Annotated in this window: 18 protein-coding genes; 9 read left to right on the top strand and 9 right to left on the bottom strand. The window is 68.8% G+C overall.

The genetic code is table 11. The features are described from left to right. Window positions 1-69: 69 nt before the first annotated feature. The 5 genes from MOM01_RS09410 to MOM01_RS09390 all read left to right on the top strand — a co-directional run bounded on the left by MOM01_RS09410 (window position 70) and on the right by MOM01_RS09390 (window position 7,481). Window positions 70-2,145 (top strand): hypothetical protein, encoded by a 2,076-nt coding sequence (locus MOM01_RS09410; protein ID WP_241385162.1) that lies wholly within the window; start codon window positions 70-72, stop codon window positions 2,143-2,145. Window positions 2,146-2,205: 60 nt separating this feature from the next. After that, window positions 2,206-3,096 (top strand): hypothetical protein, encoded by an 891-nt coding sequence (locus tag MOM01_RS09405; protein ID WP_241385161.1) that lies wholly within the window; start codon window positions 2,206-2,208, stop codon window positions 3,094-3,096. 56 nt (window positions 3,097-3,152) lie between these two features. Then, on the top strand, window positions 3,153-4,085 hold the full coding sequence (locus MOM01_RS09400) for a LysR family transcriptional regulator (RefSeq protein ID WP_241385160.1): 933 nt from the start codon (window positions 3,153-3,155) through the stop codon (window positions 4,083-4,085). A gap of 151 nt (window positions 4,086-4,236) precedes the next feature. Further along, entirely contained in the window at window positions 4,237-5,580 is a 1,344-nt protein-coding gene (locus MOM01_RS09395) for an MFS transporter (RefSeq protein ID WP_241385159.1), read from the top strand. A gap of 2 nt (window positions 5,581-5,582) precedes the next feature. After that, a complete protein-coding gene (locus MOM01_RS09390) occupies window positions 5,583-7,481 on the top strand; it encodes an FAD-dependent monooxygenase (RefSeq protein WP_241385487.1) in 1,899 nt (632 codons plus the stop codon). A gap of 59 nt (window positions 7,482-7,540) precedes the next feature. Here MOM01_RS09390 and MOM01_RS09385 read toward each other — a convergent pair whose 3' ends face one another. From MOM01_RS09385 to MOM01_RS09360, 6 genes are all read right to left on the bottom strand, one after another. Next, window positions 7,541-8,200, bottom strand: a complete 660-nt coding sequence (locus MOM01_RS09385) for a response regulator transcription factor (protein ID WP_308196976.1) — start codon at window positions 8,198-8,200, stop codon at window positions 7,541-7,543. Continuing rightward, window positions 8,197-9,360: a sensor histidine kinase gene (locus MOM01_RS23320; protein WP_241385158.1), complete on the bottom strand. Its 1,164-nt coding sequence runs from the start codon at window positions 9,358-9,360 to the stop codon at window positions 8,197-8,199. The genes MOM01_RS09385 and MOM01_RS23320 overlap by 4 nt, the downstream gene beginning before the upstream one ends. Before the next feature lie 10 nt (window positions 9,361-9,370). Beyond that, on the bottom strand, window positions 9,371-9,940 hold the full coding sequence (locus MOM01_RS09375; RefSeq protein ID WP_241385157.1) for a DUF1772 domain-containing protein: 570 nt from the start codon (window positions 9,938-9,940) through the stop codon (window positions 9,371-9,373). Window positions 9,941-10,020: 80 nt separating this feature from the next. Next, a complete protein-coding gene (locus MOM01_RS09370; protein WP_241385156.1) occupies window positions 10,021-10,680 on the bottom strand; it encodes an SDR family oxidoreductase in 660 nt (219 codons plus the stop codon). 152 nt (window positions 10,681-10,832) lie between these two features. Next, complete coding sequence (locus tag MOM01_RS09365) at window positions 10,833-12,029, bottom strand: FAD-dependent monooxygenase (protein WP_241385155.1); 1,197 nt, start codon at window positions 12,027-12,029, stop codon at window positions 10,833-10,835. Between the two features lie 91 nt (window positions 12,030-12,120). Next, window positions 12,121-13,380, bottom strand: coding sequence for an MFS transporter (locus tag MOM01_RS09360; RefSeq protein ID WP_241385154.1), 1,260 nt, complete (start codon window positions 13,378-13,380; stop codon window positions 12,121-12,123). Window positions 13,381-13,428: 48 nt separating this feature from the next. On the opposite strand from MOM01_RS09360, the gene MOM01_RS09355 reads away from it, so the two are divergent. From MOM01_RS09355 to MOM01_RS09340, 4 genes are read left to right on the top strand one after another with little or no spacing between them, the layout of a single operon-like run. Then, complete coding sequence (locus MOM01_RS09355) at window positions 13,429-14,286, top strand: IclR family transcriptional regulator (RefSeq protein ID WP_241385153.1); 858 nt, start codon at window positions 13,429-13,431, stop codon at window positions 14,284-14,286. Window positions 14,287-14,345: 59 nt separating this feature from the next. Then, the gene (locus MOM01_RS09350; protein ID WP_241385152.1) at window positions 14,346-15,416 is read left to right on the top strand and encodes a cupin domain-containing protein; all 1,071 of its coding nucleotides are present in this window, start codon (window positions 14,346-14,348) and stop codon (window positions 15,414-15,416) included. A 2-nt stretch (window positions 15,417-15,418) separates the two neighbouring features. Continuing rightward, window positions 15,419-16,240: a fumarylacetoacetate hydrolase family protein gene (locus MOM01_RS09345; protein ID WP_241385151.1), complete on the top strand. Its 822-nt coding sequence runs from the start codon at window positions 15,419-15,421 to the stop codon at window positions 16,238-16,240. Between the two features lie 13 nt (window positions 16,241-16,253). Beyond that, window positions 16,254-16,967 carry a maleylpyruvate isomerase family mycothiol-dependent enzyme gene (locus MOM01_RS09340; RefSeq protein ID WP_241385150.1) on the top strand — a complete coding sequence of 238 codons (714 nt, stop codon included), beginning with the start codon at window positions 16,254-16,256 and terminating at the stop codon, window positions 16,965-16,967. Between the two features lie 200 nt (window positions 16,968-17,167). Here MOM01_RS09340 and MOM01_RS09335 read toward each other — a convergent pair whose 3' ends face one another. From MOM01_RS09335 to MOM01_RS09325, 3 genes are all read right to left on the bottom strand, one after another. After that, a complete protein-coding gene (locus MOM01_RS09335; RefSeq protein WP_241385149.1) occupies window positions 17,168-17,548 on the bottom strand; it encodes an excalibur calcium-binding domain-containing protein in 381 nt (126 codons plus the stop codon). Window positions 17,549-17,730: 182 nt separating this feature from the next. Then, window positions 17,731-18,186 (bottom strand): hypothetical protein, encoded by a 456-nt coding sequence (locus MOM01_RS09330; RefSeq protein ID WP_241385148.1) that lies wholly within the window; start codon window positions 18,184-18,186, stop codon window positions 17,731-17,733. Between the two features lie 187 nt (window positions 18,187-18,373). Then, window positions 18,374-23,851: an ATP-binding protein gene (locus tag MOM01_RS09325; protein ID WP_241385485.1), complete on the bottom strand. Its 5,478-nt coding sequence runs from the start codon at window positions 23,849-23,851 to the stop codon at window positions 18,374-18,376. Window positions 23,852-24,602: the final 751 nt, after the last annotated feature.

Below are 24,602 nucleotides of genomic sequence, written 5' to 3'. Positions count from 1 at the left end.
GAGCGCGGCATCGGCGCCGGAGAGGGGCCCGCGGGCCGCCCGCCGGGCGTGGAAGAGGAGCAACGGTCAGTGTCGCTGTGGTCTCGTGCCTTGTCGGTGGACGAACTCGACACCCGCCGTTGGGTGGATCTGATGCCCTGGCTCGACCGGTACGGTTCGGCGCGCACCGCTGCTCTCGGCGCGCTGGTGTCGGCTCCCAGGTGGTGGGAGAACGAGTCTCCGGCCGATACCGGTGCGCACACCGACATCGCGGGGCTGTGCGCCGAACTCGCCCACATCTACGTCACCGATCATCCGGAACTCCGGTTCGCGGACGGTCTGCTGCGTGAAGGTGAAGTGCCCGTCGTCGCACTCGATCTCGGTCCGGCGGCCGCGACCGTCGTCGCGCGGCTTCCGCACGCGCCCACCACCGCCGAGCTGTTCAGCCGCAGTCCGGCCGACCTGCTCGGGGTGCGCGGAGCCGACCGCGAGTCCGTGGAGGAGATCGTCTGTGCCGCGCTGGTCGCGACGGCCCTGCGCGAACCGTCCACCCTGGAGGCCGAGCCGCGTGCCGCACGGGTGCCGGCCGTGGCGTTGCTCCTCGAGGACCTCGCGGCGCTGGCGCGATGGCGCCGGGTGTGCGGCCGGGACGACGCGCCGTTACTGCAGGCCGAGCCGGGTGACGGCGCTCCCGAGGAGATCCAGGACGCCGCGGCCCGGCTGCGCGCCCTCACGGCACGGGATCTGCCGCTGCCCGCGCCCGCCGACCCGATCGCCGAACTCGCCGGTTACCTCCAGGGCCTCCCCGATGCGGAGCGGGAGGAACTGCGACGCCGGGTGCGCGACGACCTCGGCGATCCCGCCGGTCCGTCCAGCTTTCCCTTCGGGACGGCCGTGGGTGACCTGCTCGCATCGCTGCGCGCCGAGGTGTGTCCTGTCGCGGCCTTCGACCGGATCGCGCGTGCGTATCCGGTGCTGAACCGGACCGTGCCGGGTTTCGACGTGCCCCTCTGGCGCGTACTGCACCGGCTCGACGATCGCTTCGAGGTCGCGGACGGATGGGTCGCGGTACCCGATCTTCCCGACGCCGAGAAACAGATGCGCGGCCTGCTCTCGGAATTCGAATCGCCAAACGGGGTGGTCGAACCCGCCGCCGTGAAGGCGGTGTGGTCCCTGCCCGACGGTGAGTTCGAGGCATGGACGCAGTATTGCGGAACCACGATCTTCGAGGGTCGTCTGCTGTCTCCGCCCGACGGGCTCGCGGGGCGAGCGGCCCAGGTCCTCGAGGTGCTCGGCGACCCGCTGACCGCCGACACCCTCGTCGCCCGCATGGGTGTCAACGCCGACGTCCACACGCTCGTCGCCGAGCTGGGTGACGACGAGCGCTTCACCCTCGACGGTGACCGATGGGCGCTGGCCGACTGGGAAGCGGATGTGGTCACCGCCGTTCGCAACCGCATCGCGCGATTGGTCGACGCCCGCGGGGGAAGTGCCGATCTGGCGGTGGTGGTTCCCGCGCTGGTCGCCCGATTCGGCATCTCCGAGGACTCGGCCCGAACATTCGCGGCGGGAGGCGAATTCGAGGTCGTCGACGGCCGCGTGCGGCGCCGTCCGCGTTCGCACGTGCCGGTCGCCGCACCGGAACGCACCCGTCGCCTGTACCGGCTGGGGGATGCCTGGCGGTTGCGCCTTCCCGCGACGCGCGACCATCTGCGCGGCGCCGAGTTCACCGTTCCTTCCGCGGTCGCGACGATCGCCGGGTGCGCGCCCGGAGGAACGGTGGTGTTCCCGTCACGGCTGGGCGGGCACACCCTGCGGTGGACGGGCCCGGTTCCCCGGCTCTCCTCCGTCCGCCGGTTCCTCGAGGACATCGGTGTCGAGGAGGACAACGAGTTGCTGCTCGAGGTGCGTGCGGACGGTCGCTTCGACGTTCTGCCGCTGCGCACCGTCGCCGACAACGCCGAACCCTTGCGCAAGGCGCTCTCGCTCATCGGCCACACCGAGCCGGAGACCGTCCCCGAGGAGCGGATCGCGTCGGCGCTCGCGTCGGCTCTCGGTCTCGACGGGGAATCGCGACCGCGCCGGATCCTCTCGGCGTACCGTGCCCGCCGTGAGACCGAGGTGGTGGCGCTGCTCGAACAGGCTTGGGTCCGCGTACCGAACTGAGCCGGCCGGCTTTCGGCGGGAGGTGGTGCACCCCGCTCCCGGACGTAGCACGATTGAGGGATGGTCGACATGCCGAAGCGCACCGCCGCAGTCCCCCTCGCCCCCGACGCGGTCGTCGAGGCGTTGCGAGGAGCGATCGCGTCGGTGGAGGCCGCCGTGGTGCGGCTCGAAGGCGAGGAGGCGGCCCCGGGCACGGTCGATCGCGTTCTCGACCTCGCCGGTGCGCCCCGGGCGGGCGACATCGTCGCGACCCACAACTCGCTGACGCGAGCCGCCTCCATCGTCGAGCACACCGGCGGCCTGCCCGATCGGGAGTGGGTGCCGATCGCCGGGTCCGGGCCGGCCTTCACCGAGACGGTGACACTGCTTCGCGAGCACGCCTCGTCGTCTCTCGACGGTCTCGGTCGCGACGTGACGGTGGGGGAGCACGTCGAACTACTGCAGAAGGTCGCGGTCGACGGCGCGCTGGGGGAGACCCTGCAGCTGCTCGTGATCGTCGAGGACTGCCTGTTCCTCTGGCATCGCGTCCGTCTGGCGCGCGCCCGCGAGGACGAGGCCGCGGCGGCGCTCGCAGCGGCGCGGCAGGCGCTCGCCGACCATTTCGTCCAGGACGCCTCCCTGTTGCGACGTGCACGGGCCGCGCTGGCCCGATTCGCGGAGGGCACCCCGATCGAGGTCGTACGCCGGCTGTCGTCGGGGCGGACGACGAAGGTGCTCACCGGACTGCGACAGGATTTCGAGGACTTCCGCTGGGCGTGCCGTGCCGACGAGGCCGGCTGGCTCGCGGACGAGGATCCGGTGGTCGCCGAGGCGCTGGACTCGATGGACAGCCCGCTCAAGGCGGTCGGGGGCGCGCTCGGTGAGGTATTCGAACGTGGGCGGGCGCGGGTGACGGAGACGTGGGCTCGTTCGGACGATCCGGAACCTCGCCCGGCAGCCGACGAACGGTGATCGTGCCGCTCCTCCGGTGCGTATGAGCGTGTCCGGCCCGGGGCTACGGTAGGAGCATGGCGAGGACGGACTCGGTGCCCACCTACACGATCAGGCAACTCGCGGCGTTCGTCGCCGTCGCCGAGTGGGGAACGATCACCGCGGCGGCCGACGCCATGCACATGTCGCACTCGGCACTGTCGTCCGCGATCACCGACCTGGAGAAGGCGCTCGCGGTCAAGCTCCTGGTCCGGCAACGGGCGCGCGGGGTCAAATTGACACCGACCGGTCACGCGGTGCTCGAGCGGGCCAAGATGTTGCTCCATCACGCGAGTGAACTCGAAAGTGATGCGCGCTCGGAGGCGGGAGACGTCGTCGGGCCGGTGGCGGTGGGATGCTACCTCTCGCTGGCGCCGACGCTGCTGCCCGCGATCATCGCCGACTTCACGCGCGCCCATCCCCGCGCCGATGTGGATTTCCGCGAGGACACGCAGAATCGTCTGCGGATGCTGCTCGACTCCCACGAGCTCGACGTGGCGTTCCTCTACGACCTGGATCTCGAACCGGGCCTCGAGACGGTTACTCTCGACAAGCGGGAACCGATGGTGCTGATCTCGGCAGAACACCCTCTCGCGGGTGCCTCGCAGATCCGCTTGCGTGATCTCGCCGACGAACCGATGGTCCTGCTCGATGCTCCGCCGAGTTCGGGGCATGCCCTGCGGGTGTGCGCCGAGGCGGGCTTCACCCCTGCCGTCGCCTACCGCACCCAGACGTTCGAGACGGCGCGCTCCTTCGTGGGCCGCGGGCTGGGGTGGACGCTTCTCGTGCAGCGGCCGGCGGTGGACGTCACCTACGAGGGCCGCACACTCGTCCTGCTTCCCGTCGTCGACCCCTCGCCGGAACCCGTTCGGGTCGTGCTCGCATGGCGTAAGGACGCCCTCCCGAGCCGGGTTGCCCAAACTTTCACGGACTTCGTGATCGACGTGGCGAGGACCACTCGAGCCCTCTGACATGGCCGAACGTCCCAATTCACGGTTTTTCCGCGAATATTCACCGGCTTTGTGCGCTTTCCAAACGATGTGACCCCTCTCATTATTGGTCCACTGCGTCCGAACGCTCGTTAATCGGACGTCCTCAGATCGACCGCCGGAGGGCACGAACATGACCGTCCTTGACGCGACGCCGAAGTCGTCGGCAAGAGCCGCGCGCAAAGCTGCGCTCGGCAGTTTCGTCGGCACCGCCATCGAGTGGTACGACTTCTTCATCTACGGCACGGCTGCAGCGCTCGTGCTCGGACCCCAGTTCTTCCCCGGGTCGTCCGATGTGGCCGGCACCCTGGCGGCCTTCGCCACCCTCGCGGTCGGGTTCATCGCCCGGCCCATCGGCGGCATCGTGATGGGGCACTTCGGTGACCGGGTCGGCCGCAAGTCCATGCTGGTCGTCTCGCTGCTGCTGATGGGCTTCGCGACCGTGGCCATCGGTCTGCTCCCGAACTACGCGTCCATCGGTGTCGCGGCCCCGATCCTGCTCGTCGCCCTGCGCTTCGTGCAGGGACTCGGCGTGGGCGGCGAATGGGGTGGCGCCGTTCTCGTCGCCACCGAGAACGCCCCGGCCGGTAAGCGCGGCCTCTACGGTGCGGCACCGCAGCTGGGTGTTCCGGCGGGTGTCCTCCTCGCGAATCTGGTGTACCTGCCGCTGACCGCCTTCCTCAGCGAAGAGGCGTTCTCCTCGTGGGGCTGGCGTATCCCGTTCCTCGCCTCGGCGGTGCTCGTCTTCGTCGCCATGTGGATCCGTCTGGGTCTCGAGGAGAGCGCGGAGTTCACCGCGGCGAAGGACGCCCCGGCTCCCGCCGACGAGAAGCTGCCGATCCTCGAGGTCGTCACGAAGCACTGGAAGACGGTGCTGCTGGCCGGCGGAACCTTCATCGCCACGAACGGCATCGCCTACGCCTACATGGTCTACGTCCTCAAGTACGGCGAAACCACGCTCGGCTTCAGCAAGACCACGATGCTCGCGCTGCTCATCGCCTCCTGCCCGTTCTGGATGGCCGGCATGGCTTTCGCGGCCTGGCGCTCCGACCTCGTGGGACGCCGCACCATCTACATCAGGTCGTCGGCGGCACTCGTGGTCGCGGCGGCACTGTTCTTCCCGCTGATGGACACCGCGCTCCTTCCGGTCATGTTCGTCGCGATGGTGGGTCTCGGGTTCACCCTCGGCTGCTGCGCCGGTCCGCAGTCCGCACTGTTCGCCGAACTGTTCCCGGCCAAGATCCGCTACAGCGGTGCCTCGCTCGGTTACCAGATCGGCGCCATCCTCGGTGGCGGTCTCGCACCGATGATCGCGACCTCCCTGTTCGCCGCCACCGGCACCTCGATGTCCATCACGGGCTACTTCGTGCTGATCGCACTCGTCAGCCTCGCGAGCATCCTCCTGCTGCGCGTGCCCTCCGCCGGGCACACCGCCGATACCGCCGATTCCCGCCGCTCTCCCGAGGAAGGTGCATGAGCATGTCGACCTACTACCAGCCGCCGAAGTACCCCGCGTCGGAGTTCGACTCGATGGCACCCACCGACGAGGCACTGCCCGTCGTCGTGGTCGGTGCCGGTCCGGTCGGTATGGCCGTCGCACTCGGCCTGGCCCAGCGCGGCGTGCCCGTCACGATCCTCGAGGCCGCGGATCAGGTGTCCTTCGGTTCGCGTGCAATCTGTATCTCCCGGCACAGCCTGGAAGCCGCAGCGCGACTCGGTTTCGGTGAGGAACTCGAGAAGATCGTGCTGCCGTGGGTCGGTGGCCGCAGCTTCTACCGCGACCGGCAGGTGCTGCACTTCGAGATGCCGCACCGTGATTTCGACGTCCGCCCGCCCATGATCAACGTCTCCCAGTCGGAGTTCGAGCAGATCATGGTCGACACGATCGAGCAGAACCCGCTCATCACGCTGCACTGGCAGGCGCCGATCGCCGGAATCCTGCGTGGCGACGACGAGGTCACCCTCGAAGTCGACACCGCAGCGGGCAAGCGCCATCTGCGCGCGCAGTGGGTCGTCGCCGCCGACGGTGGCCGCAGCCGCATGCGTGAACTGGCCGGACTGCGTCTGCAGGGCACCAGCTACGAGGGCCGCTACGTCATCGCCGACATCCACTGGGAGTCCGATCTCCCCGCGGAGCGCATGGTCTGGTTCGACCCGCCGAGCAACCCCGGCTCGACGATCATCATGCACAAGCAGCCCGGCAACATCTGGCGGATCGACTACCAGCTCGATCCCTCGGAGGACGCCGAGATCGAGACGCAGGAGGACGCGATCCGCGCCCGGATCGCCAAGCATCTCGACTGGCTGCAGAACGACCTGCCGTGGACCCTGGAGTGGAAGGGCTTCTACAGCGCCCGCGCGCTCGCCCTCGACGAGTTCACCCACGATCGCCTGCTCTTCGCCGGTGACGCAGCGCATCTCGTGCCGATCTTCGGTGTGCGCGGGCTCAATTCGGGCATGGAGGACGCCGAGACCCTCGCGTGGCAGCTCGCCGCGGTCGTGAACGGCAATGCCGAACCGGCTCTCCTGCAGGCCTACTCGTTCGAACGCCACAACGCGTGGGAGCAGAACGTCGCCAACGCCGGGAAGTCGACCCTCATCATGAGCCCCGGCAGCCACGGCTACCGCACCACGCGCGACGCGATCCTTGCGCTCGCCGTGGGCCGCCCCGAGTTCGGGCACCTGATCAATCCGCGCCAGTCGAGTGCCACGCACGCCCGGCTGTCCCCGCTCACCTGGTCGGTCGCCCCCGGGACCGAGGGTGTGCTGCCCGGCGACCCCGTCGAGGACCGCCGGATCCGCATCGCGGGGGAGGAGACCTCGCTGAACAACGCTCGCGGCACCGGATTCGCCGTGCTCGGCGTGGGCCTCGACGAGGCAGGCAGCGCCGCACTCGCCGCCGCCGCGACCGAACTGGCGCACGCGCTCGCACCCGAGGGCGTGCGAGCTCTCGCCGTCGGCAGTGCTGCCGTGGACGGCGTGACTCTTCTCGAGGCGCCCGATCTCGCCGACGCGCTGGGTGCGACGGCCGGTGAAGCCTTCGTCATCCGCCCCGACGGTCTGCTGCTGTGCCGCGTGCCGGTCGTGGACCTGCGCGGGGTCGCCGACTCCCTGCGGTCCGGTTCCGCCCCGGCCGGAGCGCAGCTGCCGGCCAGGCCGGCCGAGCAGGTCACGGCGGACGAACAGCGTCGCGAGAACGTGTGGCTCGGCCTGTCCACAGCCCTGGACCAGGCCGCGGAGAACGACCGTGAGGGTTTCCTGACGCGACTCGCTCTGGTGCTCGGCTCGCAGGTGGACCGCCGGCAGTTCGAGGAGGCCATTGCGGCCGCTGCCGACACCTCGCCGCTGCGCGTGGAGGAACTCGCGCCGCAGGCCTGACCGGCCGTTCGTCCCGATCGTTCGCCCCGGCGGCCACTGGCCGCCGGGGCGAACGGCTCTCACGGATCGGTCGGGGAGACCAGCCCGGTGCGGAAGGCGAGTGCGACGAGATTGGCCCGGTCCCGTGCCCGGAGTTTCGCGAGGATCCGGGTGACATGGGTCCGCACGGTCGCAGGACTGATGAACAACTTGCGCCCGATCTCGTCGTTCGACAGACCCGAGCCGATCTCCGCGAGGATCTCGCGTTCACGCTCGGTGAGCACGTCCAGTGCCCGCGTGTCCCGTACCCGGGGACTGCGCGCAGCCGCCTGCATGACCCGGCGGGTGACCGTCGGGGAGAGCATCGCGTCGCCGTCCGCGACGGTGCGGACCGCGGCGCGGAGTTCCTCGGGGGCGGAGTTCTTCACGAGGAATCCGACGGCACCCGCGCCGATCGCGTCGAGAATGTTGTCCTCGCTGTCGAAGGTGGTCAGCACGACCACTCGTGTCCCGGCCGACGAGGCGGCGCCGACGATCCGCCGCGTGGCGGTGATCCCGTCGGCTCCCGGCATCCGGATGTCCATGAGCACCACATCCGGTGCCGTACGCGCGACCACCCGCACCGCGTCGTCCCCGTCGGCAGCCTCACCCACCACCTCGATATCGGCGGCGCGATCGAGCAGCGCACGCAGCCCTTCCCGGACGAGGGCCTGATCGTCGACGATCACCACCCTGATCACGACCGGCCCCCCGCCGGGATCCGCGCGGCCACGAGAAAACCCCCGCGGTCGGCCCGTCCGGTCTCGATCGTCCCGCCGAGCAGGCCGACGCGTTCCCGCATACCGGCGAGTCCCCAGCCGGTCGAGCCGTCCTCACCCGGTCCGCGACCGTCGTCCTCCACGCTCACGGTGAGAACGTCGTCCCGAAGAGACAGTCCTACAACAGCTTTCGTGGCATCGGCATGTCTGAGGACGTTGCTCAGCGCTTCCTGCACCACACGATAGGCGGTCGCGGCGACGACCGAGGGAAGGTCGTCGGCCGGGTGGTCGCGTTCGAGGCGCACATCGACCCCCGCAGCGGCCACCGTGTCGAGAAGGTGGGGAAGTTGTGCGAGCGAAGGCGTCGGGGTGCGACGGGAATCGTCGGGGGAGCGGAGAGCCTCGACCGTGGCGTGGAGTTCGTCCACGGCACGCGAACAACAGGTGCGTACCGCGACCAGCGACCGCCGGGCCAGAAGCGGATCGTCCTCCATCGCCTCCGCCGCGACACCGGCGTGCAGCGAGATCACCGAGACCGTGTGTGCCAGCAGGTCGTGCAGGTCGCGGGCGATCTCCACCCGCTCCCGCTCGACCCGCCGCGCGGTCTCGTGCTCGCGTTCGAGTCGTGCCGCGTGTTCCCGCCGCACCATCTCCGCGCGGAGGGCCCGTCGCGCGCGGACACCGTCGCCCAGTGCGATCACCGCGACCATCAGACCGGCCTGTCCTCCCACCTCGAAGCCGAGGAGATAGGCGGGGTCGTCGCCCTGCGCCCACCGCACACTCGTCGACAGCACGATCAGCGTGACGGCGACCGCCACGGCCCAGCGCACGTGTTCCCGTTCCGCGGCGGAGTACAACGCCACCGCGAGCGGAACGGCCAGACCGATGGGTGGCAGCGACAGGCTGTAATACCCGACGAGCACGACGGCGGTGAAGAGCAGCACCGCGACCGGATACCTCCGGCGGAACAGGATCGCACCGGCGACGAGTGCGGCGAGGCCGTAGGCGAGCGGCACCGGTGCGGTGGGATCGCCTCCGAGATCGGCGACGATCGCACCGACGAGGACGACGAAGACCGCTGCTGCGAGGAGCGCGTCGACCACCGCCGCCGCTCCACGATCCTGCGCGTGCGCAGACCTCACGTCGGCGACGTTACCGCTCGGCAGTGGGACGGGCGATCCGAACGCCGCCTCCGGTGGCCGGCTTTCCGGTGCCGGCGGGTGCAGCGGAGGTGAGCACCCGGTACAGGCCGCCGAACGCGAGCGCGGCGGTGACCCCGCTCATCGCGAGCCGGACCAGGTGTCCGGTTTCGAACTCGACCGCCACCCGGCGCAGTGTCTCCGCGGAATGCACCGCGATTCCCTCGTCGAACATGATCGTGTTGCGGGGCCAGAAGTAGAGGGCGGAGAAGGCGAATTCCCCCAGCAGCAGGACGGTCACGCTCGCCGTGATCCATCTGCGTGCCACCCGGTCGCGGCGGACGGCGACGAGGGCGGCCAGACCGAGGCCGACGGTGAGCGCCCCCATGGGTGGGAAGAAATCGGCCGGGCCGGTCTGCGAGAAGAACCGGACCGCCTGATCGAGAGATCCCGGCGGGTCGTGGAAGATGTTGGGATACAGGATGATCGTCTCGGCGAGAATGCCCCCGAACGCGATGAGCGCGACGCAGGAATAGGCTGCGCTCAGCGCGATACGGGGGTTCACCGCGGGAAGTGTGGTCATGGGATCGACGCTAGGAGCCGAGCGGGTCGCGGTCGTCCACCCGAGATCGTGATCGGTGTACGACTTCCGACGTATCCGCTCTACCGGAGGGCATCGAGCGCGTCGTCGATGGGGACGTCCCCGTTGTTGAACTCGATCGTGCGACCTGCCGTTTCCGGGCGCTCGAGCACGGCCGCGATGACGGCGGCGACATCGGCGCGCGAGACCTGGCTCCCCTCGCTCGCCCCGTATCCCTCGATCTCGATCCGGCCGGTGGGCGGGTCGAGGGTCAGCGCGCTGGGGCCGAGGATCGTCCACTCGAGATCGGTCCCGCGCAGATGGGTGTCCGCGGCAGCCTTCGCTTCGGCGTAGGCATGGAAGGGGTTGTCCTCGGGGACTCCGTGATCGGGACGGGATCCGAAATACGACACCATCACGTACCGGCGTACACCGGCCTCCTGCGCTGCGGTCATCGATGCTATCGCCGCATCGCGGTCGACCGCGTAGGTGCGAGCCGGATCCCCTCCACCCGCTCCTGCCGACCAGACGACCGCGTCGTGGCCGCGTACCAGATCGGTGATCTCGGCGATGCCGAGTTTCTCGACATCGGCCACCACGGGTGTGGCGCCGGCTGCGCGTATGTCGTCGGCGTGGTCGGGATTGCGGATGAACGCACTGGTCTCGTGACCGGCGTCGGCCAGCAACCGCTCGAGATGCAAGGCGACCTTGCCGTGTCCTCCGAAGAGTGCGATTCGTGCCATGGGCCCTCCTGACGATGATGTGCGGTACCCCTGCAGCATGCCCCGAACGACCGGCGGTGAACCGTGCGCCGCGAGGGGCGCGACCCGCATACGGCGAATGCCGCCCCCGATCGGCGTGATCGGGGGCGGCATTCGGTGCGGAGGAGACGACCTCAGCGGTTGCGGTCGGAGCTGTAGCCCCACAGCCAGTCGGTGTACTTGTAGCTCGAGGTGTCGCGGATGCGGAACAGTTCGTTGCGGGCCTCACGGCCGGCACCGTCGAGATGCCACAGATCGCCCCACATCCGGCCGGTGGTGAGGATCCGGTTGCAGCGCGGTGCCCGTTCGGCGTTGACGTCCTGCAGGATCTTCGGCCAGTTCTTCGTGTCTCCCCGCAGGTCCTCGGCGGCATAATCGGCGAGGCACTTGGCGTCCTCGAGCGCCATGACGGCGCCGGAGGCGAGGTACTGCAGCGGCGGATGGGCGGCGTCACCGAGCAGGATCATGCGGCCGTCGACCCAGTTGTCGATCGGGTTGCGGTCGAACATGGGCCACCAGCGGTCGGTCCACAGGTACTTCAGAGCCGAGCGGACGCTCTCGTGGCAGTGCTCGTAGGCGTGCTCGAGCTCTTCGGGGCTTCCCCACTTCTCCTCGCCGCGCAGGAAGGCGGGCGACTGGAAGACGGCAACCTGGTTGAGCATCTCGCCCTGGCGCAACGGGTACTGGATGAAGTGGCAGCGCGGCCCGATGTACCCGACGACGTCCTCGATGTCCTCCTCGAGCGGGACCTCGTTCATCGGGAAGGTGCCGCGGAAGGCGACATAACCCGATCCGACCGGCTTGTCGTCGGAGAGCTTCGGACGCAGGCGCGAGTGCAATCCGTCCATGCCGAGCGCGACGTCACCGACGTGCTCCTCGCCGTTCTCGAGCACGACCCGGACGGTGTCGCCCTCGGTGATCACATCGGTGACCGTGGAGTTCGTACGCAGGTCGGCGCCGGCCCGCCGGGCCGCGTCGACGAGCACGGAGTGCAGATCGGAGCGGTGCACCACGAAGTACACGCCACCGTAATGCTGCTGGTAGTCGCGCCCGAGATCGACCTTCGTGAGGACCTCGGCGGTCACGGCGTCACGGAAGACGAGATTCTTCGGCAGCACGCCCTTGGCGATGACCTCGTCGTAGACACCGAGCGACTGCAGGATGCGCGATCCGTGCGGGCCGATCTGGAGGCCCGCGCCCACCTCGCCGAACTCGGCGGCGCGCTCGAAGAGCGTGACCTGAGCACCCTTCTGCGCGAGAGCGAGGGCGTTGGCGACACCGCCGATGCCGCCACCGGCAATGAGAACTCGTGCGTCCTTCAGGTCGGACATGACACTCCTTCGAATCGTGTGAAGCGGGGCCGGGAGGGCCGGGTGGGCTGTCGGCGCCGGCACCGCGGGTGCGGATCGGTGCGCCTGTGGATCACTGCGCCGAGACCGGCCCGCGGAGGGAGTCGTGGCGTGCGGGGAACTTCTTCCAGATCACCATCAGCAGCAGAGACGAGATCAGTGCGCTGATACCGAAGAGGACGAAGTTCGAGTCGGCACCGAGACCGGCGGCGAGCAGCCAGCCGCCGATTTGCGGGGCGGCGACGGCACCGATGCGTCCGACGCCGAGTGCCCAGCCGAGCGCGGTGCCGCGCAGGTGGTCGGGATAGTACGAGGCGACCGCGGCGATGATCAGGGCCTGGGTGCCGTGGGTACCGACGCCGGCGAGCACGAAGATCAGGTACACCGCGGCGACCGGCGGGTCGAGCAGCAGGGTCAGCAGTGCGACGCCGGCGAGCAGCGCAGCGACGATGCTGGTCGGAACCGAACCCCAGCGCACACCGCCCCACGCGGTGATGAACGAGCCGGCGACCGCGCCGAGATTCAGGGCGAGCGAGAAGGTCAGGGCGTTGCCCAGATCGGTTCCTTCGCCCTGCATGAGCTTGGGCAGCCACGTGCCGAGGCCGTACCAGGCCAGCAGTGTCACGACGGTGACGGCGGCGAACATGATGCTGATGGTGCGGAAGCGATCACCGAGCAGTTCCTTGAAGCCACCCGCGGAGTTGTCCGGATGGCTGCTCAGCGCGGAGTGGTTCGGCAGGACTTTGAAGGCCAGCGGAACGAGGACCACGAGGGGGATCAGGGCGAAGGCGAACATCGGACGCCATCCCCAGTTGGGAATCACGGGGATGCCGACCAGGGCCGCGATCGAGCCACCGATCGGAACGCCCGACATCATCATGGTCGCGACGGCGGCACGCCACCTGTCCGGCACGAGCTCTGCGGCCAGCGCGTTCGAGGTCGGCACGAGCCCGCCGAGTCCGATGCCCGCGATCAGCCGGAAGATGCCGAAGATCACGGGTCCGGGTGCCACCGCGCACAGGGTGGTGAAGACCGAGAGGACGACCACACAACCGATGACGGCGTTCTTCCGTCCGATCGCATCGGACATCCTGCCGGCGAGTACCGCGCCGATCATCATGCCGACGAACGCCAGGCTTCCCAGGGTGCCTGCCGTGGACGAGCTGATACCCCACTCGTCCTGCAGGCTCGAGATCACATTGCCGTAGACGATGAGGTCGTAGCCGTCGAAGACGACGAAGAGCCAGCAGACGATCACCGCGATGACGTGCGCACGGGGCAGGGAAATGCTGCGCCCTGCCCGCGCCGGTGAGACCTCGTTCGGGGAGTGCATTCTTCAACGGTGGGTGCGCACCACGCTGCGATGCAATAAAGTTCTGCTATGCAGAACAAGCCGAGAGGTACGATCCGGAAGCCGACCTACATGCTCGAGTCGGTCGACAACGCGCTGCGGTTGCTCCAATTGCTCCGCGACGCGGGCGCCATCCGGCTCAAGGACGCGGCCGCCGAACTCGGCACCGCGCCGTCGACGGCGCACCGTTTGCTCGCCATGCTCGTCTACCGCGGGTTCGCGGTGCAGGACGAGAAACGCATGTACCACCCGGGCCCGGCGCTGGGTGTCGGTCCGGCCCGGCAGGGCTGGACGCGGGATTTCACCGATCTCTGCCGCCCCCACATGGAAGCACTCGCGGCGCTCGCCGACGAGACGATCAACCTCGTGATCCGGGTGGGATCACAGGCTCGATTCCTGTGGTCCGCGGAGGCGGCCTCGATCCTGCGTGTGGGTGATCGCCGAGGTCAGGTGCTTCCTGCCGAGCTCACAGCGGGTGGACGGATCCTGCTCGCCGAACTCCCGCGGGCGGTGCTCGAACAGTTGTATCTGCGCCCCGCGGACGAACCCAACATCGCGCAGGGGCCCACCCCGGCCTACGAGACCGACCGCCGTATGGCCGTCGGAGAGTTCGAGGAGTTCGCCCACGAACTCGAGGCCGCGCGGAAGCTGGGCTTCGCGGTCAACGTCGAGCAGACGGAGGAAGGGGTGGCAGCGATCGGAGTGGCGATCCGCAACGGACGCGGTACCGCGATCGGTGCCCTCACCGCGGCGGTGCCGGTGACGCGCTACCGCCAGCATCTGCGCGGGCGTCTCGTCGCGCAGATGCAGGCCGCGGTGCGCGGCATCGAGGTCGATATCGCTCATATCGACGGTTCGGACGCGCCGAATTCCACCCAGCAGAAATAGTTGGCCTCCGGAGATCCGGCGCCCCTAGGTTGGAGGGCAACGCCGGACAAGGAGATTTCATGACTGCCACCGAGCCCGTCGATCCCGAGCTCCAGAAGCTGTACGACGACTTCGAGACGGAGCACCTCAACCCGTTGTGGACCCAGCTCGGCGACCTGATGCCGATGGTCCCGACCTCCAAGGCGGTGCCCTTCGTCTGGAAGTGGTCGACCCTGTACCCGCTGGCACAGCGCGCCGGCGACCTCGTGCCGGTCGGCCGCGGCGGTGAGCGTCGTGCCATCGCCCTCGCCAATCCGGGCCTGGGCGGTGTCCCGTACGTCACCCCCACGCTGTGGGCGGCCATCCAGTACCTCGGCCCCAAGGAAACCGCGCCCGAACACCGGCACTCGCAGAACGCCTTCCGCTTCGTCGTCGAGGGTGAGGGCGTGTGGACCGTGGTCAACGGCGACCCGGTCGCCATGCGCCGCGGCGACTTCCTGCTCACCCCGGGCTGGAACTTCCACGGCCACCACAACGAGACCGACCAGCCGATGGCCTGGATCGACGGCCTCGACATCCCGTTCGTGCACTACACCGACACCGGCTTCTTCGAGTTCGGTTCGGACGGCGTCACCGACGAGAGCACCCCGGACCTCTCCCGTTCCGAGCGACTGTGGGTACACCCGGGCCTGCGGCCGCTCGTCGGCCTCGACCGCAAGACCAGCTCGCCGATCGCGTGCTACCGCTGGGTGCACACCGATCGCGCGCTGAACGAGCAGCTCGCCCTCGAGGACGAGGGCTACGCGGCCACCCCGGAGCCGGGGCACGCCGCCGTCCGCTACACCAACCCCACCACCGGTGGGGACGTCATGCCGACGATCCGTGCCGAGTTCCACCGTCTCCGTGCCGGAGCGCACACCCGGGCACGCCGGGACGTCGGATCCGTCGTCTTCCAGGTCTTCGAGGGGGAGGGGCGCTTCCACCTCGCGGACAAGAGCCACGACGTCGGCAAGGGCGACATGATCGTCGTGCCGTCCTGGATCGAGTGGTCCCTGGAGACCGACAACGGGATCGACCTGTTCGCCTTCTCCGACGCGCCGATCGTCGAACGTCTGCATTTCAACCGCACCATGATCTCCGAAGGAGCCTGACCATGCGTCTCGCCACTCTCCGTCTCGACGGCGGCACCGCCGCCGTGCGAGTAGACAGCGATGCCAGTGCCACCGTCATCGACGGCTACGACGACCTGTCCGCGCTGCTCGCCGACCCGAACTGGAAGTCCGTGGCCGAGCAGGCTTCGGGCAAGACCGTCGACCTCGCTTCCGCCGACTACGCACCCGTCGTCCCGTCGCCGGGCAAGATCGTGTGCGTCGGGCTGAACTACGCGACCCACATCAAGGAGATGGGCCGCGACCTCCCCGAGTACCCGACGCTGTTCTCGAAGTTCAAGGAAGCCCTCACCGGCCCCTACGACGACGTCGTCGTCCCCGCCTACGCCGGATCGCAGCTCGACTGGGAAGCCGAGCTCGCCGTCGTCATCGGCAAGCAGGCCTACCAGGTCTCCGAGGCCGACGCCGCCGAGTACATCGCCGGTTACTCGGTCATCAACGACTACACGATGCGCGACTACCAGTACCGCACGCTGCAGTGGGATCAGGGCAAGACCTTCGAGAAGACCAGCGGTTTCGGTCCCTTCCTCGACACCGACTACCAGCTCGGCACCGCCATCGAGACGCGTCTCGAGGGTGAGGTCATGCAGTCGTCGAACACCAGCGACCTCGTGTTCACGCCCGCCAAGCTCGTCGACTACATCTCGCACATCGTCACCCTGCAGCCCGGCGACGTCATCATCACCGGCACCACCGGTGGCGTCGGCCACGCCCGCAAGCCCGCGCGCTACATCCAGAACGGCGAGGTCTGCGAGGTCACAATCGAGGGTCTCGGCACCGTCAAGAACAAGACGATCATCAAGTAGGAGAAGCCGAACCGTGGGATTCAACGATCTCGACCTGTCCGAGCGTCTCCTGATCGCCCGGCGGGGCACCGCGTACCTCTCGCAGCGCCTCGCCGAGCTGACCGACGACGAACTCGACGGTCCCACCCTGCTCGAAGGGTGGACGCGGCGGCATCTGGTCGCGCACATCGGATACAACGCCGCCGCGCTGTGCCGGCTCATGGACTGGGCGGCGACCGGTGTCGAGACACCGATGTACTCGTCCACCGAGCAGCGGGCGCAGGAGATCGCCGAAGGCGCGACTCTGAATCCTGCCGCACTGCGGAACCTGTTCTCCCACACCGTTGCCCGACTCGACGAGAAGTGGCGTCATCTCCCGGCGTCGGCCTGGCAGGCGCAGGTCCGCACGGCACAGGGACGACTCGTCCCCGCCGAGGAGACCGCATGGATGCGCACGCGCGAAGTGTGGATCCACGCAGTCGATCTCGACAACGGCGGCCGGTTCGGGGACTTCCCGGCGGTCGTGCTCGAGTCGCTGCTCGACGACATCGTCGGCATGTGGCGCAAGAAGGATCTCGGCGCGGGACTCGCCCTCGAGGTCGAGGGACGCGACCCGATCCTCGTGAAGGACGACGCCGAGACCACCCAGGTGGTGCGGGGCGACCTGCCCGGAGTCGTCCGCTGGGCAGCCGGCCGCGGAGCCGTCGGGGTCACCGGCGGCGAGACGGCACCTCCACGATGGCTATGACGTCTCCGCCGTCGTGATGGCTGTGACGTCTCCGCCGTCGTGATGGCTGTGACGTCTCCGCCGTCGTGATGGCTGTGACGTCTCCGCCGTCGTGGTGGCTGTGACGTCTCCGCCGTCGTGCCGGCTGTGAAATCTGCACGATGAACACGAAGGCTCTTCCGTCCGAGGACGGAAGAGCCTTCGTCGTATCGGGAACGAGATCAGCGAGGATCCTGCTCGCAACCGATACCGTCGTTGTCGCGGTCGAGGCGCGGCGCGTAGCCGGGATCGCCCCGGTGCACGGGTGCGGCCCCGGCGTTCCATGCCTCGGTGCAGTTCGCGAAGCCTCCGCTGGGTGCGGGACGAGGTGCGGGAGCAGGGGCCGACTGCGGGGGCGCGGGTCGAGGCGCGGGCGCCGACTGCGGGGGCGCGGGTGCGGGCGGGGCGGGGGGAGCGAACGGATTCCATGAACCGCTGGGGACGAGATCCGCGATCCCCACCGGGAGCAGTTCGGTCGGAGTGAACGCGTTGGCTGTGGCCGGAGCCGCCACGGTCAATGCCGCGCAGCTCAGAACAGCGGCAGTGAGACGACGAATCTTCATGGTTGCCTTTCCGGTGAACTCGATCGCCCGAAATGTCCGGACTCGTCAACCGTGTCGCTCCACGACCCTCCTGCGTTACAGGCCCGGCGAGTGCGTCGAGAGGCAACCGTCGTGAGCATTCCTCCACAGCGGAGGGCCCCTCCCGCGGTGCGGAAAGGGCCCTCGGCCGGAGGGGCGGCGGATCAGATGCCGGTTCCGTCCTGCTCCTGGGAGTTCTGCTCCCCGGTGTCCTGCGGAGCGTGATGCTGCCGGTCGCTGTCACGATGGTGGATGCCCGGCCCGCGCGCGTCCCGGGGTGGCATGGGCATGTCGCCTTCCTCGGTCTCACCGTCCGTACGTGGTCCGCGTGGATCGTCGGCGTCACTTCCGCGGTCGCCCGGAGGCTCGCCCGGCCCGTGTTCGCCGTCGTGCTGCGCGTCCGGAGCCGTCACCGAGTCGGGGCGCTCGTGCCTCCGCTCGGTGAAGTCGTCGGTCTCCCGGCCGTCTTCTGCTTCCTGTGTGTCGTCCTGGCTGTGTGCGACCACCTCGTCCGGTCCTGCGGGCTCGTTCGTGGCCACTGCGGTTGCGATTCCCACCGAACCGGCCGTCACGGCCGCTGCCGCGACACCCGCGATGAGCCAGCGCTTGTCGATGCGCATTGTTCCGCACCCCTTTCCTTACCGATCCGCACTACCGACGGTAGGAGCCGCCGATGAAACCTTCCTGAGAACGGAGTGAGGAATCAGCGTGTATTTCGGATCGGTTCTGCCGCATCGCTTCTGTGTCCGGTGCCACAACGGGGCGAGGCCCGCACCGGTCGGTGCGGGCCTCGTGTCCGGGCCGGAGTTATGCGAGCGACCTGGCCATCCCGCGCTGCACGGCAGCGATGATCTGCGGTCGCAGTTCGGCGGCCGGAACGATCCGATGCACCGAGCCCACCCGCTGGGCGCGCTGGATGTTGTGGATCGCTTCGAACTCCGCCGCCACCTCACCGAGTTTCTCCGACCGTACCGCGGTACGCAGAGCGGTGAGTTCGACACCGAGACGCGCCTTCTCACCGTCCTCGGCCGCCCGCATCTGCGTCTCGAGTTCCACCACCCGCGGATCGCTCGCGGTGCGCTTGTTGACGTCCCGGGTGAAGACCACCGCGGCGGCGGGGGCGCCACCGAGCACCGAGGCGAACGAACCCTCGACCGCGAGAACTTCCATGTTCTCGTTCAACGCTCCGGAGAACACCACGAAGGCGCCGCCGTGATAGCGCGAGACCACGACGAACACGATGGGACCGTCGAAATTGACGATGGCCCGGCCGATCTCGGCCCCGTATTCGAGCTGCAGATTGCGCAACGACTCCGGCGACCCGTCGAAGCCGGACAGATTGGCCAGCACCACGAGCGGACGGTTGCCGCTCGCCGCGTTGATCGCCCGCGCCGTCTTCTTCGACGACTTCGGGAACAGCGTGCCCGACGTCCACTGGTCCGGGCCGTCGGTCGGGAACCAGCCCTTCCGCGGGATCGCGCGGGATTCGATGCCGATCACCGTCACCGGGTTCCCGCCCAGGTGCGCGTCGAACACGACCGAGGTGTCCGCGTCGGCCATGTCGGCCCAGCGCTCGAGGACCGCGTGGTCCTGATCGACCACGGCGCGCATCACCGTGCGGATGTCGAACGGCTTCTTGCGATCCGGGTTGGTCTCGGGCGAGAAGATGTCACCGACCGTGGTGAAGTCGCTGGACGGATGCATGTGCGGGTACACGCGCACGTCCCGGTCCACCGGGTCGGCCGATTCGGCCGTGCGCGGGAATCGTTCTCCCGGCGCCACATAGGCGTGGGCGTAGTGGGCGAACAGGGTCTCGATGGCTGCGCTGAGATTCGGTGCCCAGTACTGCGCCTGGCCGTTGGGGCCCATCACGCGGTCGTAGCCACCGATACCGAAGTTGTCCTCGGCCGACACGCCGCCCGAATAGTCGAGCGACTGCTTGCCCGTGAGCACCATGGCGCTGTCCGGGGTCATGACGAGAATGCCCTTGGTGTGCATGAGCATCGTCGCCTCGGCGTTCCAGTACGGCTGAGCGCCGACATTGATGCCGGTGACCACCACGTTGATCTCCCCGCCGCTCTGGGTGAACGTGATGATGCGGCGCAGGCCTCGCGACACCCAGTCCATGTTCTCGGTACCCGAGTCCATCGAGATCGTTGCACCCGACGACAGTGCGAACCACTCGACCGGCGCACCGAGGCTCTCGGCGAGATCGATCGCGGCGACCAGGCGGGAGCATTCCGCCTCGGCCACGGTGCCGAGCGCCTTGGTCGGATCGCCGAACAACGCGACGCGCTTCATGCCCTCGGGGTATCGGGAAGTCGGGGTGTCGACGACGCCGACGATCACACCCGCGGTGTTACGGCCGTACGGACGGTCGACGGGCACGAGCGCGCCCTGCTCGTCGAGGTCGTACTCGACGAAGGTGCCCTCGCTGCCCGTGAGCAACGGGATCAGTTCGTAGGGGTAGACGGTGCCGCGGGATCGAGAACGCTGGACCTTCTGGGTGTACTCGTCGAGCGGCTGCAGCGGCTCCTTCGGAGGCTCGGTGGCCCGCACGATGACGCCGGCGCCCGACCGGTACGAGAAGCGCAGAGCCACCTCGCGAGGGGGAGCGTCCGGATCGTCGCGCCACGAACCGATGACGGTGATCTCCTCGAGTCCCGCTCCCACGGTGAGCGGCGCGGCATTGCGGCCGATGCGACGCAGATCCTCCATACCGAGATCCACGACCGGCCAGACATACAGCACCACGCGGTTCGCGTCGAGGCGACGCCCGCCGCGTGCGGCCTGGGCCCGGCGCATGCCGTCGAGCGAACCGGCAAGGGCCCGTTCGAAGGCCGGGAGCCCGACGATCCTGCCGGACTCGTCGCGCTGCGGCGTCAGGTCCCGCACCTCGGCGAGCGCGATGAACCGCTCGTCGGACGGATTGTCCTGTGAGACGAGGTGATACAGGTAGGTATCCGGATTCGCGGGCAGGCGGGTGCCGTCGAAGTTCTTCAGCCGCCACAGGTCCAGGCGCTGACCGGTGAGCGGATGGATGTCGCGGATGTTGGCCTCCTCCGCGCATCCGGTCTCGTGCGGCCGGAAGGTGAACACGTGCTCCTCGGCCGTGTCCGTGTGGCACACCGTCACGGTGACGCGACGGGCGGTGCCCGTCACCGTTCTGTCGGCGAGTACCTGCCGCAGCGACTCGGCCTGTGCGTCCGCATCGGCGGGAGCATCGTCCCACGCGAGGTACAGGTCGATCACCAGCTCGGCGGTGTCCGGAACGGTGCGGGCGGACTCCTCCACCGCGTCGAGCAGCGAGGCGAACTCCGCGTGCGGCGCTTCGGCGGAGATCAGGTACAGACGCGTACCGCGGAGATCGAAGTTGCCGGTCACGAACTGGTGGCCGCCGACCGTGCACGAACGGACGTCCTCGAGCGTGCGGATCTTGTAGGCACGCCGCGTGATCACCTCGAGCAGCGGGCCCGGAACCGTCTCGGGACGCGTGATCTGCTGCGCGAGAAGGTCGATCAGCGGTTCGGGCGTGGCGACGAGCGAATCGATGCGCTGCGTGTAGTCGGCGGCCTGCGGGTGCTCGGCGAGGTAGGCGAGGGAGCCGCGGACCCCGTCGTACGCCTGTTCCCGGGCCTTGCGGATCACCGGCTCCTCGAAGTAGCGGTAGCGCAGATTGCGCGCGGTATCGCCGATGACGGGGAAGCGCACCTGGGTCGCGACGATCAAACGGTCGAGAACCTCGTTGAGCTCGTGGGAGATCCCCACCTCGGTGTCGTCGCGCTCGACCCATCGGTCGAGCAGCGAGGTCACCACCGGGACGTGGGCCTCGATGCGTTCGAGTGCGAGGAACAAGCGGTAGACGGCTTCCTCGAGTTCCGGTGTGCGATCGAGTTCGAGGACGTCGTAGTGCCTCAGGGCGCGCGCGAGCCGGGCTCGGAAGCTGTCGGGCAGGCCGCCCACCTCGACGTCGAGCGACTGCAGATAGCCGTGGAAGAACTCGCGGGGGCTGTGCACCCGGTCGTCGCTGTTCTTCTCGTCCTCGGTGGGACGGTTGCGGGAGAGCTCGCACACGTCCGCGAAGGTGGTGAGCAGGGCGAGTTCGGCACGTACGAGCGCGCACGAGTCGACTGCGGCGGAAAGGCTTTCGTACTCGGCGAGCAGGGCCGCCGTGCGCTTGGCGGATACGTCGTAACCGGTGACCAGGGCCGCGAGCGAGTCGAGCCGCGCGAGCGCGTCGACCGCGACGTCGTCGCTGACCGAGGGTGCCGGTGCGACGAACTCCACGCGCTCGACCGTCTCGGTCACGACCTCCTCGGCGATCCGGTCCACACGCAGGAGCGGCGCACCTGCGTCGACCTGCGCGTTGACGACGGCGAGAATCTCGCGGACCTTGCCGGCGAAGGGAGCGCGGACCGCGGTCTCCATCTTCATCGACTCGAGCACGACGAGTGTCTGGCCTGCCTCGACCTCGTCGCCCACGGCGACGGGAACCGCGACGACCACGGCCGGGGCGGGTGTGCGCACCACGCCGGCCTCGTCCTGGCTGATCTGGTGGCTGATGCCGTCGACCTCGACGAGGAAATGCGCCGGCCCGGCGATCGAGACCACGTTGTGGCGGCGGCCGTCGAGGGTCAGGCGCGACTCGTAGTCGCTCAGCCGCTCGATCTCGACGTCGAATTCGGCGGTACCGGTGTCGACCCGGTAGCGATGCGGGCCGACCTGCCCGACGAGCAGTTCGTACGACTGGCCCTGATAACTCAGCTCGACCTTGCGGCCGACGGCGTGCCGGGCGCGCGGGCGCCCGCCACGGGCCGCGAGGAGGAATGCCGCGCGTTCGCGGGCCTCGTCGGTGTCGTAGACGTCCACGGCCGTCGCGATGAGAGCGATGTCGGCGACCTTCGACGGCCCGGTCTCGGTTCCGGCGCCGGTGCGGTCGAGCCAGCCGGTGTCGGCGGAGGCGTCGATCACCTCGGGGCGGTCGAGCAGGTCGAGCAGGAACGATTTGGTGGTGGTGCCGCCGTCGAGCACGACGGTGGTTTCCCGCAGGGCGGTCCGCAGACGGGCGAGTGCCTCGTCACGGTCGCGGCCCCACGCGATGATCTTGGCGACCATCGAGTCGTAATCGGGCGGGATGACGTCGCCCTGGGCGATGCCGGTGTCGACGCGCAGCCCGGATCCGAGGGGGAACTTCAGCAGTTCCACGGTGCCGGGGGCCGGCGCGAAACCGTTCGCGGCGTCCTCGGCGTTCAGGCGCGCCTCGACGGCATGACCGAATTCACCGGGGCACTCGCCGGGCAGTTTCTCCCCGGAGGCGACGAGGATCTGCAGCTTCACGAGATCGATGCCGGTGGTGGCCTCGGTGATGGGGTGCTCGACCTGCAGTCGGGTGTTCACTTCGAGGAAGGTGAAGATCTTCAGGTCCGGCTGGTAGAGATACTCGACGGTGCCGGCACCGGCATAGCCCGCTGCGCGGACGAGATCGGCCGACACCTTGCGGAGCTCATCGGCCTGCTCCCGGGTGAGCAGGGGAGAGGCGGACTCCTCGATGACCTTCTGGTTCTTGCGCTGGATGGAGCAGTCGCGCACGCCCGGAGCCCAGACGTTACCGTGCGTGTCGGCGATGACCTGGACCTCGACATGGCGAGCATCGGTGACGAGCCGTTCGATGAAGACCACGGGATCGCCGAAGGAGCGTTCGGCTTCGCCCTGGGTGCGTTCGAGGGCGAGTTCGAGTTCGTCCTCCGCGTAGACCTTGCGGATACCCCGGCCGCCGCCCCCGGAGCGGGCCTTGATGATGAGCGGGTAGCCGATCGCCTGCGCGTGACGGCGGGCATCGGCCCGGGAGTCGACCGGACCGCCGGACCACGGAGCGACCGGGACACCGACCTTCTCCGCGAGGATCTTCGCCTCGACCTTGTCGCCGAGCAGACGCATGGCGTCGGCGGAGGGGCCGATGAAGGTGATGCCCAGGCGGGCGCACAGCTCGGCGAAGGCAGGGTCCTCGGCGACGAATCCCCAGCCGACCCATACGGCGTCCGCCTCGGCTTCGAGAAGTGCGCGCTCGAGTTCGGCGTGGTCGAGATAGGGGGTCGCCGCCGTGGTCGACGGGCGGAGGGTCACTCCTTCGTCGGCCTGCCGGACGAACATCGCCCGTCGTTCGGCCTCGGTGTGCAGAGCGATCGTCCTGATGTCGTAGCCGTGCTCGGAGTTGAGCTCCCGGACTGCCCGGATGAGACGGACCGCCGCCTCACCTCGATTGACCACTGCGATCCGCTTGAACATACTCGTTGCCACCGTTCTCCATGGTTTGTGCGCGCGTCGCGCGCGTCTCGAAGCTCCACCCCAATGAGGAGGACAAAACTAACCGGTCGTACGTCCCACGTCTCGTGATGGTGACGCGAGCGGGAACATGTAGCGGTCGGCTCCTCGTGGTTGGTATGGGCATGCGTGTTCGCCATCGGTCCACCGGGCAACGTCCGCGGTGTCCGAAGGACCGTTCGAACAGGTCTCCGCAGATACGACCGCCGTTCCCGACGGGCACGTCCCCCAGGGCGAAGGCTCCGTTCGGATTACAGCATGGACGAAACATGAGGCTTTGTCACGTTTCGTTCCCGTGAGTGGCATCGGCGTGCACCTCGCGACTGCCTCTCGTCCGAGTGTCTCTCGCGCCCAGCAATTTTCGCCCGGAGGCGCGTCCACCGGCGGTGGGTCCACCGGGGGTGCGGGCCGGGTACTGCGCAGTAACACCCATCGGTAACTTGAGGAGGCCCCTCGTACGCCCCTCGGTCCGGGTCCAGTTTTCGCTGGTACGCACCGGTTTTCACGGTGATGTTCGCAGGCGCGTCGAGGGATCCGGACAAGCCCGGCAGCCGGTGTCGATCTTCTGTGACATCCATCACGAAGTGCGAAAACGCGAAGGTCTCAACCGAACCGGACGGCGGCGTCCGCACGGCGACCGGCTCCGGGGGAAGAAGGGTGCCGCGCCCGCCGGTGCCTGCGCAGGTCTCCGGACGATCGCGGGATCTGGAACAGT

This window comes from Rhodococcus sp. CH91 (assembly GCF_022554085.1).
In the GTDB taxonomy this organism is placed as follows: domain Bacteria; phylum Actinomycetota; class Actinomycetes; order Mycobacteriales; family Mycobacteriaceae; genus Rhodococcus.
The sequence above is the reverse complement of the archived record's forward strand: the minus strand, read 5'-3'. Positions and strand labels throughout refer to the sequence as shown.

Excerpts from the sequence above, each read along its gene's own strand:
- MOM01_RS09355 (WP_241385153.1), top strand. The coding sequence starts at position 13,429 with ATGCAGAACAAGCCGAGAGGTACGATCCGGAAGCCGACCTACATGCTC.
- MOM01_RS09405 (WP_241385161.1), top strand. The coding sequence starts at position 2,206 with ATGGTCGACATGCCGAAGCGCACCGCCGCAGTCCCCCTCGCCCCCGAC.
- MOM01_RS09375 (WP_241385157.1), bottom strand. The coding sequence starts at position 9,940 with ATGACCACACTTCCCGCGGTGAACCCCCGTATCGCGCTGAGCGCAGCC.
- MOM01_RS09325 (WP_241385485.1), bottom strand. The coding sequence starts at position 23,851 with ATGTTCAAGCGGATCGCAGTGGTCAATCGAGGTGAGGCGGCGGTCCGT.
- MOM01_RS09345 (WP_241385151.1), top strand. The coding sequence starts at position 15,419 with ATGCGTCTCGCCACTCTCCGTCTCGACGGCGGCACCGCCGCCGTGCGA.
- MOM01_RS09370 (WP_241385156.1), bottom strand. The coding sequence starts at position 10,680 with ATGGCACGAATCGCACTCTTCGGAGGACACGGCAAGGTCGCCTTGCAT.
- MOM01_RS09350 (WP_241385152.1), top strand. The coding sequence starts at position 14,346 with ATGACTGCCACCGAGCCCGTCGATCCCGAGCTCCAGAAGCTGTACGAC.
- MOM01_RS09365 (WP_241385155.1), bottom strand. The coding sequence starts at position 12,029 with ATGTCCGACCTGAAGGACGCACGAGTTCTCATTGCCGGTGGCGGCATC.
- MOM01_RS09335 (WP_241385149.1), bottom strand. The coding sequence starts at position 17,548 with ATGAAGATTCGTCGTCTCACTGCCGCTGTTCTGAGCTGCGCGGCATTG.
- MOM01_RS09400 (WP_241385160.1), top strand. The coding sequence starts at position 3,153 with ATGGCGAGGACGGACTCGGTGCCCACCTACACGATCAGGCAACTCGCG.
- MOM01_RS09390 (WP_241385487.1), top strand. The coding sequence starts at position 5,583 with ATGTCGACCTACTACCAGCCGCCGAAGTACCCCGCGTCGGAGTTCGAC.
- MOM01_RS09330 (WP_241385148.1), bottom strand. The coding sequence starts at position 18,186 with ATGCGCATCGACAAGCGCTGGCTCATCGCGGGTGTCGCGGCAGCGGCC.
- MOM01_RS09395 (WP_241385159.1), top strand. The coding sequence starts at position 4,237 with ATGACCGTCCTTGACGCGACGCCGAAGTCGTCGGCAAGAGCCGCGCGC.
- MOM01_RS09360 (WP_241385154.1), bottom strand. The coding sequence starts at position 13,380 with ATGCACTCCCCGAACGAGGTCTCACCGGCGCGGGCAGGGCGCAGCATT.